The organism is Acidovorax sp. CCYZU-2555, assembly GCF_018413525.1.
Taxonomy (GTDB): domain Bacteria; phylum Pseudomonadota; class Gammaproteobacteria; order Burkholderiales; family Burkholderiaceae_C; genus Comamonas.
The window spans coordinates 22,420-37,851 of record NZ_JAHCDD010000060.1 but is presented as its reverse complement, the minus strand read 5'-3'; the positions used below and the strand labels follow the sequence as shown (position 1 = coordinate 37,851).

General features: G+C 67.3%; 15 protein-coding genes. 13 read left to right on the top strand and 2 right to left on the bottom strand.

Annotation, left to right across the window (positions count from 1 at the left end):
* The 6 genes from KHY18_RS19300 (at position 1) to KHY18_RS19275 (ending at position 4,015) form a co-directional block, all read left to right on the top strand.
* A complete protein-coding gene (locus tag KHY18_RS19300) occupies positions 1 to 345 on the top strand; it encodes a lysozyme inhibitor LprI family protein (protein WP_213303603.1) in 345 nt (114 codons plus the stop codon).
* An 8-nt stretch (positions 346 to 353) separates the two neighbouring features.
* Positions 354 to 1,532, top strand: coding sequence for an acyl-CoA dehydrogenase family protein (locus KHY18_RS19295; RefSeq protein WP_213303602.1), 1,179 nt, complete (start codon positions 354 to 356; stop codon positions 1,530 to 1,532).
* 10 nt (positions 1,533 to 1,542) lie between these two features.
* Positions 1,543 to 1,926 (top strand): TfoX/Sxy family protein, encoded by a 384-nt coding sequence (locus tag KHY18_RS19290; protein WP_213303600.1) that lies wholly within the window; start codon positions 1,543 to 1,545, stop codon positions 1,924 to 1,926.
* A 29-nt stretch (positions 1,927 to 1,955) separates the two neighbouring features.
* Entirely contained in the window at positions 1,956 to 2,855 is a 900-nt protein-coding gene (mmsB, locus tag KHY18_RS19285) for a 3-hydroxyisobutyrate dehydrogenase (RefSeq protein ID WP_213303598.1), read from the top strand.
* Positions 2,856 to 3,039: 184 nt separating this feature from the next.
* Positions 3,040 to 3,600, top strand: a complete 561-nt coding sequence (locus tag KHY18_RS19280; RefSeq protein WP_213303595.1) for a PepSY domain-containing protein — start codon at positions 3,040 to 3,042, stop codon at positions 3,598 to 3,600.
* A gap of 85 nt (positions 3,601 to 3,685) precedes the next feature.
* A complete protein-coding gene (locus KHY18_RS19275; RefSeq protein WP_213303592.1) occupies positions 3,686 to 4,015 on the top strand; it encodes a cupin domain-containing protein in 330 nt (109 codons plus the stop codon).
* 5 nt (positions 4,016 to 4,020) lie between these two features.
* On the opposite strand, the gene KHY18_RS19270 is transcribed toward KHY18_RS19275, so the two are convergent.
* On the bottom strand, positions 4,021 to 5,490 hold the full coding sequence (locus tag KHY18_RS19270; protein WP_213303588.1) for an aminotransferase-like domain-containing protein: 1,470 nt from the start codon (positions 5,488 to 5,490) through the stop codon (positions 4,021 to 4,023).
* Positions 5,491 to 5,638: 148 nt separating this feature from the next.
* Here KHY18_RS19270 and KHY18_RS19265 point away from each other — a divergent pair, with 148 nt between their 5' ends.
* Positions 5,639 to 6,256, top strand: coding sequence for a LysE family translocator (locus tag KHY18_RS19265; protein ID WP_249729236.1), 618 nt, complete (start codon positions 5,639 to 5,641; stop codon positions 6,254 to 6,256).
* On the opposite strand, the gene mnmH is transcribed toward KHY18_RS19265, so the two are convergent.
* Positions 6,253 to 7,302: a tRNA 2-selenouridine(34) synthase MnmH gene (gene mnmH / locus KHY18_RS19260; protein WP_213303582.1), complete on the bottom strand. Its 1,050-nt coding sequence runs from the start codon at positions 7,300 to 7,302 to the stop codon at positions 6,253 to 6,255. The two genes, KHY18_RS19265 and mnmH, sit on opposite strands and share 4 nt — an antisense overlap.
* Before the next feature lie 192 nt (positions 7,303 to 7,494).
* Here mnmH and KHY18_RS19255 point away from each other — a divergent pair, with 192 nt between their 5' ends.
* From KHY18_RS19255 to KHY18_RS19230, 6 genes are all read left to right on the top strand, one after another.
* Positions 7,495 to 8,178 (top strand): DsbA family protein, encoded by a 684-nt coding sequence (locus KHY18_RS19255; protein WP_213303580.1) that lies wholly within the window; start codon positions 7,495 to 7,497, stop codon positions 8,176 to 8,178.
* Positions 8,179 to 8,282: 104 nt separating this feature from the next.
* On the top strand, positions 8,283 to 9,467 hold the full coding sequence (locus KHY18_RS19250) for an imelysin family protein (RefSeq protein ID WP_213303578.1): 1,185 nt from the start codon (positions 8,283 to 8,285) through the stop codon (positions 9,465 to 9,467).
* A 14-nt stretch (positions 9,468 to 9,481) separates the two neighbouring features.
* Entirely contained in the window at positions 9,482 to 10,954 is a 1,473-nt protein-coding gene (locus tag KHY18_RS19245) for a di-heme oxidoreductase family protein (RefSeq protein ID WP_213303577.1), read from the top strand.
* A 15-nt stretch (positions 10,955 to 10,969) separates the two neighbouring features.
* Positions 10,970 to 12,043, top strand: a complete 1,074-nt coding sequence (locus KHY18_RS19240; RefSeq protein WP_213303575.1) for an imelysin family protein — start codon at positions 10,970 to 10,972, stop codon at positions 12,041 to 12,043.
* 3 nt (positions 12,044 to 12,046) lie between these two features.
* Positions 12,047 to 13,228 (top strand): DUF1513 domain-containing protein, encoded by a 1,182-nt coding sequence (locus tag KHY18_RS19235; RefSeq protein WP_213303573.1) that lies wholly within the window; start codon positions 12,047 to 12,049, stop codon positions 13,226 to 13,228.
* A gap of 211 nt (positions 13,229 to 13,439) precedes the next feature.
* Entirely contained in the window at positions 13,440 to 15,407 is a 1,968-nt protein-coding gene (locus KHY18_RS19230; protein WP_213303571.1) for a TonB-dependent receptor plug domain-containing protein, read from the top strand.
* Positions 15,408 to 15,432: the final 25 nt, after the last annotated feature.

Genomic DNA, 15,432 nt, shown 5'->3' with positions numbered 1-15,432 from the left:
ATCAGCCGGGCCCAGGCCGGTGCGGCTTGCGAGCGAGCGTCGGCTGACGCCGGCGCGCGCAATGCCTGCGCCGTGCTCGACTTCCAGGCCGCGGACACCGCCAACACCATTCTGTATGGCGACGTGATGCGTGCGCTGTCGGCGCACGAGCGCCCGGCGCTGCGCAAGGACCAGACCGCCTGGGCGCGCCAGCGCATCACGGCCTGCAAGACGGCCCATGCCAGCGAGGAAACCTTGGCCGACTGGCCCGCGCGTTATCACCATTGCCTGCAGCAGGCCACCGAAGCGCGCCGCTCTGCACTCATGCACTGGCTGCAAAACGGCGGGGCCCCCGCACAACGATAGGAATACCCATGGACTTTGAACTCAGCGACGAACAACAGGCCTTTGCCGATACCGCACGCCAGTTTGCCCAGGCCGAGCTCGCGCCGCATGCGGCGCGCTGGGACGCCGAAGGCCACTTTCCGCGCGACGCCATCGCCAAGGCCGGCGAGCTGGGGTTTTGCGGCCTGTACGCGCCCGAGAACGCGGGCGGCCTGGCCTTGCCGCGGCTGGACGCGACCATGGTGTTCGAGGAAATGGCGGCCGTGGACCCCTCGACCACGGCCTTCATCACCATCCACAACATGGCGACCTGGATGCTGGGCACCTGGGCCCAGGACGCGGTGCGCGAGGAATGGGGTCCGCAGCTCGCCAGCGGCGCCAAGCTGGCCTCGTACTGCCTGACCGAGCCCGGCGCGGGCTCGGACGCGGCCGCGCTGGTCACGCGCGCGGAGCGCTGCATTGAGGGTGACGGCGACAGCTACCGCATCAGCGGCAGCAAGGCCTTCATCTCGGGCGCGGGCAGCACCGACATGCTGGTGCTGATGGCGCGCACTGGCGCCGTGGGCTCGGGCGCGGCCGGCATCAGCGCGTTTGCCGTGCCTGCCGACCTGCCCGGAATCACCTACGGCAAGAAGGAAGAAAAGATGGGCTGGAACAGCCAGCCCACGCGCGTGATCCATTTCGACAATGTGCTGGTGCCCGCGCAGAACCTGCTGGGCAGCGAAGGCGAAGGCTTCAAGATCGCGATGAAGGGCCTGGACGGCGGGCGCATCAACATCGCCTGCTGTTCGGTGGGCGCGGCCCAGGGCGCGCTGGCCCAGGCCCAGGCGCATCTGCACGCGCGCCGCCAGTTCGGCAAGAGCCTGGCGAGCTTCCAGGCGCTGCAGTTCAAGCTCGCCGACATGGCGACCGAACTCGTCGCCGCGCGCCAGATGGTGCGCCTGGCCGCGAGCAAGCTCGACGCCGGCGCGCGCGATGCATCGACCTACTGCGCCATGGCCAAGCGCTTCGCGACCGACGCCGGCTTCATGGTCTGCAACGAAGCGCTGCAGTTGCATGGCGGCTATGGCTACATTCGCGAATACCCGCTCGAGCGCCTGATGCGCGATGCGCGCGTGCACCAGATTCTCGAAGGCACGAACGAAATCATGCGCGTGATCATCGCGCGGCGCATGCTCGAGGCCGACGCGCCCGACGTGATCCGCTGAAAGCCCTTTCATGCCGCGCAATCCCGACGCTTTTTCTCCCGGCCTGGTGGCCGCGCTGCGCCAGGCGCTCGACAGCCGCAGCGACGTCGAAGAGCGCCAGATGTTCGGCTGCCTGTGCTTCATGGTCGACAGCAAGATCTGCCTGGGCGTCAAGCGCGACGAGCTGCTGGTGCGCCTGCCGCCCGCGCGCCACGACGAATTCGCCGAGCAGCCCGGCGTGCGCGAGCTGTCGCCCGGCGGCGGCATGCAAGGCTATTTCTTCATCGAACCCGATGGCTATGCGCGCCGCGCGCAGTGGGAGTTCTGGCTCGGCGAAGCGCTGGCCTACAACCCCCAGGCCAAGGCCAGCCCCAGGCGCAAGCCGCGCGCCGTGCGCATGGACAGCGAAGACTGAATTTCCAATAACCACACCAGGAGACAAGCATGCAAATCGCATTCATCGGACTCGGCCACATGGGCGGCCCCATGGCCGTCAATCTGCAGAAGGCCGGCCACGGCGTCGCGGCCTTCGACCTTTCCCAGCAGGCCTGCGACAAGTTCGCGGCCGCAGGCCTGACCATTGCGGCCAGCGCCCAAGCCGCGGTACAAGGCGCGCAAGTCGTCATCAGCATGCTGCCAGCGAGCCGCCATGTGCAGGCGCTGTATCTCGGAGCATCGGGTGAAGGTGGCCTGCTCGCGCACATCGCCCCCGGCACGCTGGTGATCGACTCCTCGACCATTGCCGCGGCGACCAGCCAGCAGGTCGGCAAGGCCGCCAACGCCGCGGGCCTGGACTTCATCGACGCACCGGTCTCGGGCGGCACGGGCGGCGCGATTGCGGGCACCTTGACCTTCATGGTGGGCGCGAGCCTGGCACAGCTCGAGCGCGCGCGGCCGATACTGGAGAAGATGGGCAGCAACATCTTCCACGCGGGCAATGTGGGCGCGGGCCAGACGGCCAAGATCTGCAACAACATGCTGCTGGGCATTCTGATGATAGGCACCAGCGAAGCGATCGCGCTGGGCGTGGCCAACGGCCTGGACCCGCAGGTGCTGTCCGAAATCATGCGCCGCAGCTCGGGCGGCAACTGGGCGCTCGAAAAGTACAACCCCTGGCCCGGCGTGCAGGAAAACGCGCCCAGCAGCAAGCAGTATGCGGGCGGCTTCGGCACCGACCTGATGCTCAAGGACCTGGGCCTGGCGCAGGAAAACGCGGGCGCGGTGCAGGCCGCGACGCCGCTGGGCGGCCTGGCGCGCTCGCTGTATGCGATGCACTCGATGGCCGGCCATGGCGGACTCGACTTCTCGAGCATCGTGAAAAGCCTGCAAAAGCGCGGCGACTGACGGGCATCAAGGCGCGCGCATACGGCCTGACCGCAATGCGCGCGAATGGGCAACAATGCAGGTTGCGTTCCGGCACGGTACGCAGCTGCCCCCCTGACATCCGGCCGGCCATGCCGCCGGGAAAATCAAGGCGGCACCCTTTTCGCGCGCCATGCGCGCGCTTCTTGCCCGAAAGGAAATCTGGATGAAATACCTGCAACCTTCCGCCATTGCCTCGGCACTGCGTGCCGGCGGCCTGAGCCTGATCAGCATGGTGGTCATGGGCACCGCGAGCGCGCCCTTGTACGCCGAAACGCCTGCCCAGTGGCAGGCCGCCTTGCAGCAGACCCGTCTGTCGCTGTCGCAGGCGATCGACGCGGCCGAGAAAGCCGTTCCGGGCCGGGCCTTCGACGCCCAGCTCGACATCGACGACGGCTCGCCGCGCTTTGACGTCGACCTGATCACGACCCAGGGCGACCATGTCGAAGTGCATGTCAATGCCGGCACGGGCGCGGCGCTGCAGCACAAGAACAAGGGCTCGGCATCGTCCAAGGACAAGAAGCGGCTCGAAGCCAGCAAGATCACGCTCAAGCAGGCACTGGACGCCGCGCTCAAGCACACGCCCGGCACCGCCGTCGATGTGGAACTGGGCAACGACTGGGGCCGCACCGTGATCGCCGTCGATGTGCTGACCACCGCCGGCCAGCGCATGGAGATCAAGATCAACCCCGCGGACGGCAGCGTGATCAGCGCGAAAACGGACTGACGGTCCAGGAGGGGGTCTGCCGCAACTTGCCGATTGCCGCAAGAACCGCCAGAATTTCCCCATCCCCCCTACCGGAGCGCACGCCATGGCCATTCCCCACGCCTTGCCCGCACAGGCCATCGACGTCCACCCGTTCGGCCCGCGCCTGGCAGACGAGAAATCCGTGGCGCTGTTCAAGTCGGATGACCTGGAAGTGATTCGCATGGTGCTGCCTGCGGGCAAGCGCATGCCGTCCCACAAGGTCGCGGGCGGCCTGGTGCTGCACTGCATCGAAGGCCGGCTGCAGGTCGACATCGACAGCCGGCAGCATGCCTTGCATGCGGGCCAGCTGCTGCATCTGCCGGGCAATGTCGCGCATGCGGTCAGCGCGCTTGAAGATTCCTCGGCGCTGCTGACGCTCGTGGTGCGCAAATGAATTGATCAGGCGCGGCCCAGGGCCTGCGCGAAAAGTGCCCACACCCGCGGCTCATCGACCATCCAAACAGGGATGCGCACCATGCGGCTGGGCGCCGACTGCGGCGAAAACAGCACGCCCGGCGCGAGCAGCAGGCCCTGGCCAACCGCCTCGCGCGCCAGCGCTTCGGAATCGCGTCCGCAATCGACCCAGACAAACATGCCCGCATGCGGCCTGTGGTCCACATGGCAACCCAGCTCCTCGAGCTGGCAAAGGCAGCGCCCGCGCGCCTGGTTCACGCGTTCGCGCAGCCGGTCTACATGGCGGCGGTACTGGCCGTCGGCCAGAATGCGGTGCACCACTTGCTCACCGAGCTCCGGCGAAGTGGGACTGCCGAGCAGCTTGCTGTCGACCAGCCGCCGTATCAAGGCATCGTGGCCCGCGATATAGCCCACGCGCAGGCCGCCGCCCAGCGTCTTCGCGTAGCCGCCGATCAGCAGCACGCGCTGCAGCCTGTCGAGCGCAGCCAGGCGCACCGGCGTGCCGGGGTGGAAATCGGCAAAAGTATCGTCCTCGGCCAGCAGAAAATCGAAGCGCTCGGCAATGCGCAGCACTTCGTGGGCAACGCCCAATGACAGCGTCGAGCCCGTGGGGTTGTGCACGGCGGTGTTGACGATGAACATGCGCGGCCGATGGCGCTCGGCCAGCCGGGCCAGCGCTTCGAGATCGGGGCCATCCTGGCGGCGCGGCACGCCTATCACCTGCAATCCCTGGGCCTGCAGCAAGCCATAGATCAGGAACCAGCCCGGGTCCTCGACCAGCACCGTATCGCCGGGCTGCAGCAGGCTGCGCACCACCAGGTTCAGCCCCTGGGTCACGCCCGCCACCGTCATCAGATGCTGATCGGGATGGGCCGGCACCTCCTGGGACTGCAGCTGGGTGGCGATCTGCTGGCGCAGCGGGCGATAGCCATAGGGCGTGCCATAGCCCAGCAGGCTGCTGCCGGCCGTGCGACCGACGCTGCGGATCGCGCCTCCGAGCATGTCGCCGTCCAGCCAGTGGGGCGGAAGCAGCCCCGCGCCGGCCGCATGCTCGCCGCGCTGCGGCCCGCTGAACATGCTGCGCAGCAGGAACGCGGTATCGAACGCCGCGGGCACCGCGTAGTCGCACTGCCCGCTGGAGCGGCAGCCGGCCTCGACCGGCTGCGTACAGACAAAGAAGCCCGCGCCGCGGCGCGAGCAGACCAGGCCCTGGGCTTCGAGCCGGCCATAGGCCAGGACCACGGTGCAACGGCTCAGGCCCGAGGTCTCGGCCATCACGCGCACCGACGGCAGACGCATGCCCGGGCGCAGCCCCTGGTTGCCTATCAGTTCGACGACATGCGCCATCAACTGCTCCACCAGCGGCAGCGGCGAGCCGCGTACTGGTTGCCAGCCGCGCCCCGGCAGGTCTTGCGTCCGGGCGGTCCCCGGCGCCTTGCTTGCGTCAAGTGTCATGGTGTTCCAGGCAGGCCAGTCAGCCCACATTATTAATTAACTGTATCGATATCAATTTACCAATAGTCAATAGCATGACATGGTTACGCCGGTTTTCCTAGCCTGTGCGCCAGGACGCCACTTCGATTCACCTTGAATGGAATCAGCCATGGACGCCTCTGTCTTCTATCCGTTGCTCACGTTCACCTTCGTCTACTCGATCACGCCAGGGCCGAACAACCTGCTGCTGGCGGCGTCCGGCGCGGCCTTCGGCTACCGCCGCAGCCTGCCCCATATGCTGGGCGTGAGCCTGGGCGCGGCGCTGCTGCTGCTGGTGGTGGGCTGCGGGCTGTGCGCGGTGTTCGATCGCGTGCCGCTGCTGCACACCGCACTCAAATACTTTGGCGCGGCCTATCTGGTCTGGCTGGCGTGGTGCATTGCGCGCTCGGGCAATGCGGGCAACCGCCCGCCCACTTCCAAGCCGCTGCGCTTCTGGCAGGGAATGGCCTTGCAGTGGATCAATCCCAAGACCTGGGTGATGGCCGTGGGCATTGCCGCCACCTATACGCCGCGCGACGGCTATTTCCTGCATCTGCTGCTCGCAGGCCTGCTGCTGGTGCTGGTGAGCTTTCCCAGCGTCAGCGTCTGGACCCTGTTCGGCCAATGCGTGGCCTGCACCCTGCGCTCACCCGCGGCCATTCACCGCTTCAACCGCACCATGGCGGGCTTGCTGCTGGTGTCCCTGTATCCGTTCGCCTTCGAAGTCTGGGACTGCCTTTGCGCCTAGGCCGTTGCGCCGACCTGCTGCGCGAGCCGCGCAATGCCCGCATCGCTCAGATCCGCGCAGGCGATGCGCGCGCGCTCGGACCAGCCGCGGAAATGGCGTGCCTGTGAGCGCTCGTATTGCGGGTCGTAATGCAGCGCCATGAGTTCTGCGAACAGCGGCGCCAGCGCGTTCTCCTGCGCCCAACCCTGCCAGCGCGCGACGCAGACATTGCCCTGCAGTTCCTTGAGCCGGTCCAGCTGTGCCGACAGCGCCTGCGCATCGTCGCCCAGATAGGCGTAGTCGCGCAGCAGGTAGTCGAGCCTGGACTCGGCCGTGGCTTCGATTTCCACGCAGGGCGCATCGCGCATGCGTTCGACCAGCGCCAGCGGCAACGTGATCCGGCCTATGCGCTGGCTTTCGCCTTCTATATAGATCGGACGCGCGAGGTCCAGCGTTTCCAGCCGGTCGACCAGCTGGGTTTCAAAGGCTTTCTGCGAAGGCTGGGCGATTCCCGGCAGTTGGCCCAGCAGCGAGCCCTTGTGGCGCGCAAAGCCTTCGAGGTCTATCACCTGTTCGCCCTGCGCGGCCAGCGCATGCAGCACGCGCGTCTTGGCGCTGCCGGTCGCGCCGCACAGCACGCGCAACTGCAGCTGCGGCACCAACTGTTCGAGCTGGGCCATCACATGGTGGCGAAAATATTTGTAGCCGCCCGCGAGCTGCTGCGCATCCCAGCCCACGAGCCGCAGCCAGGTAACCATGGAGCCGCTGCGCAGTCCGCCGCGCCAGCAGTAGATCAGCGGCTTCCAGTCGGCGGGCTTGTCGGCAAACGTCTCGCGCAGATGGCGCGCGAGGTTGGCCGAGACCATGGCCGCGCCCAGGCGCTTGGCTTCGAACGGACTGACCTGCTTGTAGATCGTGCCTATGGTCACGCGCTCTTCGTCGTCCAGCACCGGGCAGTTGATCGCGCCGGGAATGTGGTCCAGGGCAAACTCGGCGGGCGAGCGCGCGTCGATCAGGGTATGGAACTGGTGCTTGTCGGTGATGCGTACGGGAGAGCGATGGGACACGGGAGGCTTTCTGAAAGCACCACCGCAAAGGGTGGCATGGGCTTCCAGTGATCGAGCCTCGATACGAGCTGGACGCCGCGAATGCGCTTGCCGCGGATGCCGGCAAGCGGCGGCCATTGTCGCATTCCATGCCCGACAATGCACGAAGGCTTAGCATTGGCAGGCATCCCGCACGCTCACTCCTTTGCCGCCATGCCCTCTGCCGCCGCTCCCGTTTTGCACTATATTTTTGATCCGCTCTGCGGCTGGTGCTATGCCGCCGCCCCGCTGCTCGCGGCCAGTTCCCTGCCCGGCCTGCAACTGCAGTGGCATGCGGGCGGCATGCTCAGCGGCCAGGCGCGGCGCACCATCACGCCCGACTGGCGCGCGAAAGTGATGCCGCACGACGAGCGCATCGCCGCGCTCACGGGCCAGCCGTTTGGCGACGCCTATTACAACGGCCTGCTGCACCAGATCGGCGCGACGCTCGACTCGACCCCGCCCATCGCCGCCATGCTGGCCGCAGAAACCATGGCCGGGCGCGGCCTCGACATGCTGGCGCGCGCCCAGACCGCCCACTACGTGGAGGGTCAGCAGATCTCCACGCTGGGCGTGCTGCAGTCGCTGGCCCAGGACCTGGGCCTGGACGCGCACGAATTCGCCGCGCAGTACCAGAGCGCGCTCGCCGACACAGCTGCAGACCATATCCAGGAAAGCCGCGAATGGCTGCAGGCTTCGGGCGGCCAGGGATTTCCGACCTTCCTGCTGGAGTACACCGAAGCCGCGAGCGGCCGGCGCGTGGGCCAGCGCCTCGACATGTCGCCCTGGCTGGGCAATGCCGCGGGCTGGCAGGCGCATCTGCAGCAATTGCTCGATGCCGAAGCGGCTCCGGCCTGACCCGACCCGAGCGCGCCAGACGGTTATCTCATAACAATGAGAAAAATTCTCATTACAATTTCAGATTCCACCACCGTCGGGCCGCGCGCCCTGCCATTTCAGATATGCATAAACTGCTGTTGATCGCTGCGCTCGTGGCCGCCCCCGTGGCCGCCCCCTTCGCCCAGACCGTCGCCCCCATCGCTGCCCAGCAGTCCGCGCTCAGCGCCGACCAGATCGCCGGCCATTACGCCCAGCTGGTCCATGCCGGCTACACCGACTCGCTGCAATCGGCCCAGGCGATGCAAAAGGCCATCAACGCCCTGCTCGCCAAGCCCAGCGCCAGCACACTGGCCGCCGCCCGCAAGGCCTGGCTGCACGCGCGCAATTTCTACGGCCAGACCGAGGCCTTCCGCTTCTACGACGGCCCTATCGACAATGAAGACGGCCCCGAAGGCCGCATCAACGCCTGGCCCATGGACGAGTCGTATGTCGACTACGTGCAAGGCAACGACACGGCCGGCATCATCAACGACCCCGCGCAGCCGATCACGGCCGAAGCGCTGTCCGAGTTGAACGAGAAAGACGGCGAAGAAAACATCGCCACCGGCTGGCATGCGATCGAGTTCCTGCTGTGGGGCCAGGACCTGAGCGCCAAGGGCCCGGGCGCGCGCCCGCACACCGACTTCGTCAACGGCAAGAAAGCCAATGCCGAGCGCCGCCGCCAATACCTGCAAGTCGTCACCGATCTGCTGATCGAAGACCTCAAATCGGTGCAGGCCGCCTGGGCGCCAGGCGTCGCCGACAACTACCGCGCCGAGTTCGTTGCCGGCGGCAATGAGTCGATACGCAAGATCTTCGTCGGCCTGGGCTCGCTGTCGCGCGGCGAACTCGCGGGCGAACGCCTCGAGGTGGCGCTCGCCAGCCAGGACCAGGAAGACGAGCACTCGTGCTTCTCCGACAACACCCACAACGACGCCATCGCCAATGCCAAGGGCATAGAGAACGTGTGGCTGGGCCAGTACCGGCGTCTGGACGGCAGCCTGCTGCGCGGCCCCGGCCTGCGCGACTGGGTGGCGCTGAAGAACGCGGCCCTCGCCCAGGAAACCACCACGCATATCCGCAAGTCGGTGGCCGGTACGCAGCAGATTCCCGTGCCGTTCGACCAGGCCATACAAGGCCAGCGCTCGTCGCCCGCGCGCGCCAAGATCCAGGCCGTCATCGACAGCCTGACCCAGCAGAGCAAGGACCTCGCCGCCGCCGCCCAGGCCGTGGGCATCGACCGCCTGAACATCGTTCAACCCGAGTAAGCCGACTGCGTCCCATGAATAGATTGACGGGCCGCCAGGCCCTGGCCGTGGTGGCGACAGCTGCCGCGGCCGCCACGGCGGCGCTCGCCGCCCAGGTTTTTGCCGACACGCCCGCGGCGGCTGCCCCGCCAGCGGCCAGCGCGGCCCCGGCCGACCACCTTCCCGGCGGCCACGCCACGGTGTTCGCCACTGGCCGCAATGCGTTTTCCTTTCCCGCGGCGAACCTTGCCGATGCCGAGCGCACGCGCTTCGTCATCGGCAATTCCTTTTTCAAGCGCAACTGGGTGCAGGCGCCCGCGTCGACCACGGCGCGCGACGGCCTGGGCCCGCATTTTCTCGCGCGCTCGTGCGGTGGCTGCCATGTGCAGGACGGCCGCGCCCAGCCGCCAGACTTCCACAGCGGACTGGAGCCGCGCAGTGTGGCCGGCCTGCTGATGCGCCTGTCGGTGCCCGGCAAGAACGCCCATGGCGGCCCGCTGCCCGAGCCGACCTATGGCGACCAATTCAACGACCTGGCCATCAGCGGCGTGCGCCCAGAAGGCAAGGTCCATATCCGCTATGAAACGCTGACCGGAGCCTTCGCCGACGGCACGCCTTACACGCTGGAAAAACCAATCTACACGCTGCGCGAACTGGGCTACGGCCCGCTCGCGGCCAGCGCCATGGTCAGCCCGCGCATTGCGCCCCAGGTCATAGGCCTGGGCCTGCTCGAGGCCATTCCAGCGGCCGAAATCGAAGCCAACGCACGCGCGCAAAAGGCCGCGGGCGGACCGGTGCGCGGCGAAGTCAACCGCGTCTGGGATGCGTATGCGCAGACCACTATGATCGGACGCTTCGGCTGGAAAGCCAACGTCGCCACGCTGGCCCACCAGACGGCCGGCGCCTTCCAGGGCGATATCGGCATCACGTCCAAGAATTTCCCCGACGAAACCTGTACGCCCGCGCAAAAGGACTGCCTCAAGGCACCGCGCGGCGCCAAGGGCAAGGGCGTGGAAATCGACGACAAGACGCTCGACGACGTGATCTTCTACCAGGCCACGCTCGCGCCCGCGGCGCGGCGCGACCCGACGGATCCGCAAGTGCTGCAAGGCCAGCAGATCTTCGCGCGCGCGCAGTGCGCCGCCTGCCACCGGCCCAGCTATGTGACCGGCGAGCCGCCGTTCCCGCGGCTGAGCAGCCCCGCGCTGTCGGGTCAGGTGATCTTCCCCTACACCGACTTGCTGCTGCACGACATGGGCAAGGACCTGGCCGACGGCCGTCCCGACTTCCTGGCCAACGGCAACCAGTGGCGCACGCCGCCGCTTTGGGGACTGGGGCTGGTGCCCGCCGTCAACGGCCACAGCCGGCTGCTGCACGACGGCCGCGCACGCAACATGCTCGAAGCCGTGTTGTGGCATGGCGGCGAGGCGCAAGCTTCGCGCGATGCCGTGCTGCAACTCAACGCCCAGGAGCGTGACGCGCTGGTTCGTTTTCTCGAATCGCTCTGACTCCGCAGGAAAACCATGAAACACCATTGCGCATTCCGCCCGTTCGCCTGGGCCTGCACCGCGCTGGCGCTGGTCGCCGGAACGGCTTCCGCCCAGGGCTTTCCCGCGGCCTATGCCGAAGTCGCCCTGCCCTTCTACAACCCCGCGCACCTGAGCGCCGGCCTGGCCACGCAGTGGTATGGCACGAACGCCAGCGCGTTCGAAAAAAGCGCCCAGGCCATGGTCGGCAGCTGGCAGCAATATTGCGAAGGCAAGGGCTCGGCCACCGAAGTACGTGAGCGCTGGCGCGCCGCGGCCACCGATTGGGAACGCCTGTCGGCCGTCGCGCTGGGTCCGCTGATCGAGCGCCGTTCCATGCGCCTGATCGACTTCCAGCCGCTGCGTCCCGCAGCCGTGCGCAAGGCGATCACCACCGCGCCTACCGACCTGCTGGGCATGGAGCGCGTGGGCGCGCCCGCCAAGGGTTTCCCGGCGCTCGAATGGCTGCTCTGGACCGAAGCCGCGGCGCCCAACACGCCGGCCTGCCGCTACGCGACGCTGGCCGCGCGCGAAGTGCATGCCGAAGCGCAAGCGCTGCAAAAAGGCTTTGCCAAGCTCGCGCAAACGCCCTGGGATGAAGACGAATCCATGGCCGCTCCCGACCTGATGGCCGAGTTCATCAACCAGTGGATTGGCGGGCTCGAGCGCCTGCGCTGGCAGCAAATGGAAAAGCCGGTGCGCAGCCAGGGCAAGGCCGCGACGCCCGACTTCGCGCGCAGCGCGAGCCAGACCAGCCTGCAATCGTGGCGCGCTCAATGGTCGGCGCTGCAGACGCTGGCCGTGCACAGCGCGGGCGCCGTTCCGGTCGCGGGCAAGGACATCGTTCCCATCGAACTCTATCTGCGCGGCCGCGGCCTCAACGACCTGGCCCAGCAATGGGTCAACGCCGTGCAGGCCGCCAACCAGGCCATGGCGCAGCTCGCATCGACCGACAAGGACGCGGTGCTGCAGGCCGTCAAGGCGTTGAACCAGGTCAAGCAGCAGATGCAGGACAAGGTCGCGCCGGCCTTGCAGGTCAACATCGGCTTTTCAGACGCCGACGGAGATTGAGCCATGCGTGAGGCTATGCACCGCCGGCAATGGCTGCAGCAGGCGCTGGGCTGGGCCATGTTGCCGGCCTTTCCCTTGGCCGCGCAGACCAAGGCGCCGTTTGCCGTCGGAAACGAACTGCCGCGCTTTATCGCGGCCTGGCAGGACGGCGCCCAGCAGCACATAGGCCAGCTCGCCTGGACCGGCGCCACCACGGCGGCCGGTCCGCAACTGCTGCCGCTGCACAAGCTCGAAGTGCCCACGCGCGCGCATGCGCTGCTGCAGGAAGCTTCGGGCGCGATCGTATGCGTCGCGCGCCGGCCCGGCGACTGGCTGGTGCGCTGGCTCCCGGGCCAGGAGCCGCAATGGCTGTGGATCGAAAGCGACCGCGTCTTCAACGGCCATGTGCTGACCAGCGCCGACGGCCGCCATATCTACACCACCGAAACCGATCTGGCCGACAGCCAGGGGCTGATCGGCGTGCGTGACGCAGCCAGCCTCGAAAAGATCGCCGAATGGCGCACTGGCGGCATGGACCCGCACCAGCTGCTGCTCGACTTCGACGGCAGCTTGATCGTCGCCAACGGCGGCATTCCGACCCAGTCCGAAACCGGCCGGCGCAAGCTGCGGCTGGACCATATGGATTCGTCCGTGGTGCGCCTGGCCGCGCAGGCGGGCGGCGAACCACTAGGCCAGTGGAAGCTCGACGACCCGCGCCTGAGCCTGCGCCATCTGGCCTGGGGCGCGCCCGTGCGACCCGGCCACGATCGCCGCTGGCTGGGCGTGGCCTTGCAGGCAGAACACGATGACGCCGAGGCCAAGCGCCAGGCGCCCGTGCTCGCGGTGTTCGACGGCGAGGCGCTGCGCAGCGTCGCCACGCCCGCGCCCGTGGCCGGCTATGGCGGCGATATTGCGTTCACCGGCGACGCCTTCGCCGTGAGCTGTCCGCGCGTCGACCGCGTGGCGTTTTTCGGCAGCGCCCGCCCCGGCGCGCCCATCGCCTGGCAGTCGGAGCATGCACTTCCCATGGCCTATGCGCTCGCGGCCGTGCCTGGCCAAGGCCATGCCGACGACCCGCGCGTCTGGGTCGGCGGCGGCGAACAGGCCATCGCGCTCGATGCCGCGGGCCGCAGCAGCAATATTGCGCCCGCGCGCGTGGGCGAAATCCAGCTCGACAACCACTGGCTGCGCGCACGCACGGCTTGAAAAGAACGCGCAGCGGGGGGCTGCGCGTCTTTGCGCGCTCGGCGCATGCGCGCCGATGTCGCGCCCTCTTCGCAAGGCTTCGCGCCGATAACGCCAAAAAGGCTTAAACCAGAATAAGAATAGTTCCTGTTTGCATTACAATTTGTATACAGTTTCACTTCTTATTTGGCCTGCAGCGCTGTAACGCCGCTTTCCGGGCCTGGAGCCTTCCATGTCTTCTTTCCAACGCGCTGACCAAAGCGCGCAACGTCGTCTCGCCACGTCCCTGACTCCACTGGCTTCGGCCCTGTGCCTGGCGCTGCCGGCCATGGCTTTTGCCCAGACGACGCCCGCAACGGAACATGCGACCACGACCGTGACGGCCACGCTGCAGGAACATGACACCCGCACCGCGCCGGCCTCGGTCAGCGTGATCGACCGCGCCCAACTCGACCAGCAGCAGCCGGCCGACCTGTTCGAAGCCATGCGCGGCCAGACCGGCATAGGCTTCAACGCCACCAACACCGCGGGCCGCCGCACCCTGTCCATGCGCGGCATGGACGGCAAGCATGTGCTGACCATGGTCGACGGCAAGCGCATTGCGGCCACCGACGACATCGTGGGCCACTCGAACTTCCAGTTCGGCTGGGTGCCCATGGCCGCCGTCGAGCGCGTAGAAATCATCCGCGGCCCGATGTCCACGCTCTACGGCTCCGAAGCGCTGGGCGGCGTGATCAACCAGATCACGCGCCAGCCCAAGGGCGATCGCTGGGAAACATCGGTCTACCTCAAGGCCGGCACGCAGACCGATCGCACGGGCGGCAATCTGGGCCAGGCGTCGATCTACTCCGCGGGCAAGGTCAACGACATGCTTTCACTGCGCGTCTCGGGCACGGCGGCCCATGCCGATGCGATCGCCAAGCCCTCCGCGCCCACGCTGTCAGCGCTCGAAGGCCAGCACAACGGCCAGGGCAGCATTGGCGGCACGCTCAAGATCGACGCCGACCAGTCGCTGGACTTCAACCTCATGGCAGGCAAGGAGCAACGCTTCTTCGACACCAGCAAGACCGTCAACAAGCTGCTCACGGTCTACGAAAGCGAATACGACCTCGACCGCCGCCAGGCCGACGTCACCTGGAAAGCCAAGTTCGGCGACTGGAAGACACAGGCGCGTGCCTATGCCAGCGACATCCGCATCACCAACTCGGCGAGCAACGGCGTCGCGCCGGCCACGCCCCAGCGCATGCAGGAACAGGTGATCGACGGTTTTGCATCCAGGCGCTTCGGCGCCCACCAGCTGACCACGGGCGCCGAAGTGCGCCGTGAAAAGCTGACCCATTCCGAACTCAACCAGGGCAGCGACGGCGTGACCCACCAGGCCTTGTTCGCCCAGGACGAATGGGCGCTGACCGAAAGCCTGAGCCTCACCACCGGCCTGCGCGCCGACCACCACGCACTGTTCGGCAGCGAGTTCAGCCCGCGCGCCTACCTGGTCTGGGAAGCATCCTCTGCGCTGGTCGTCAAGGGCGGCATAGGCCATGCGTTCAAGGCGCCCACGCTCAAGCAGATGTCGGGCAGCTACCACTACAACGGCACGAGCTACGACATCTACGGCAACCCCGATCTCAAGCCCGAGTCGCTGAACTCGATCGAGCTGGGCGCGACCTGGCAGGCCACGTCGGCGCTGGAACTGCAAGGCACGCTGTTCCACAACGACGTCAAGAACCTGATCGCCAGCAAGATCATCGGCCCCAAGGTCAACAACCGCAACCAGTACTGGTACTCGAACGTCGACAAGGCACGCATCACGGGCCTGGAACTGGGCGCGAACTGGAACATCAGCCGCCAATGGCGCTGGAGCAACAACGCCACGTTCATGGCCACCAAGGACCTGACGACCGGCACCCGCCTCGACTACCGTCCGCGCGTGGGCTTCAACTCAGCCATCGACTGGAACGGCAACGCCGGCTGGAATGCGCGCGTAGACCTGAACTATGTCGGCAGCCAGGTGGCCGCGGCCGCGCCCATGCCCGCGTTCAGCGTCTGGAATGCGAGCATAGGCAAGAAGATCGACAAGACCTACATGCTGCGCGCCGGCCTGGAGAACATCGGCAATGTGGATCTGGCCGAGAAGTCGCCCAACTTCAAGAACGCCGAACGCGGCCGCACGCTGTTTGTCAGCCTGCAAGCCGACTTCTAAGGGCCTGGCCCTGGCGGGCGCCTAT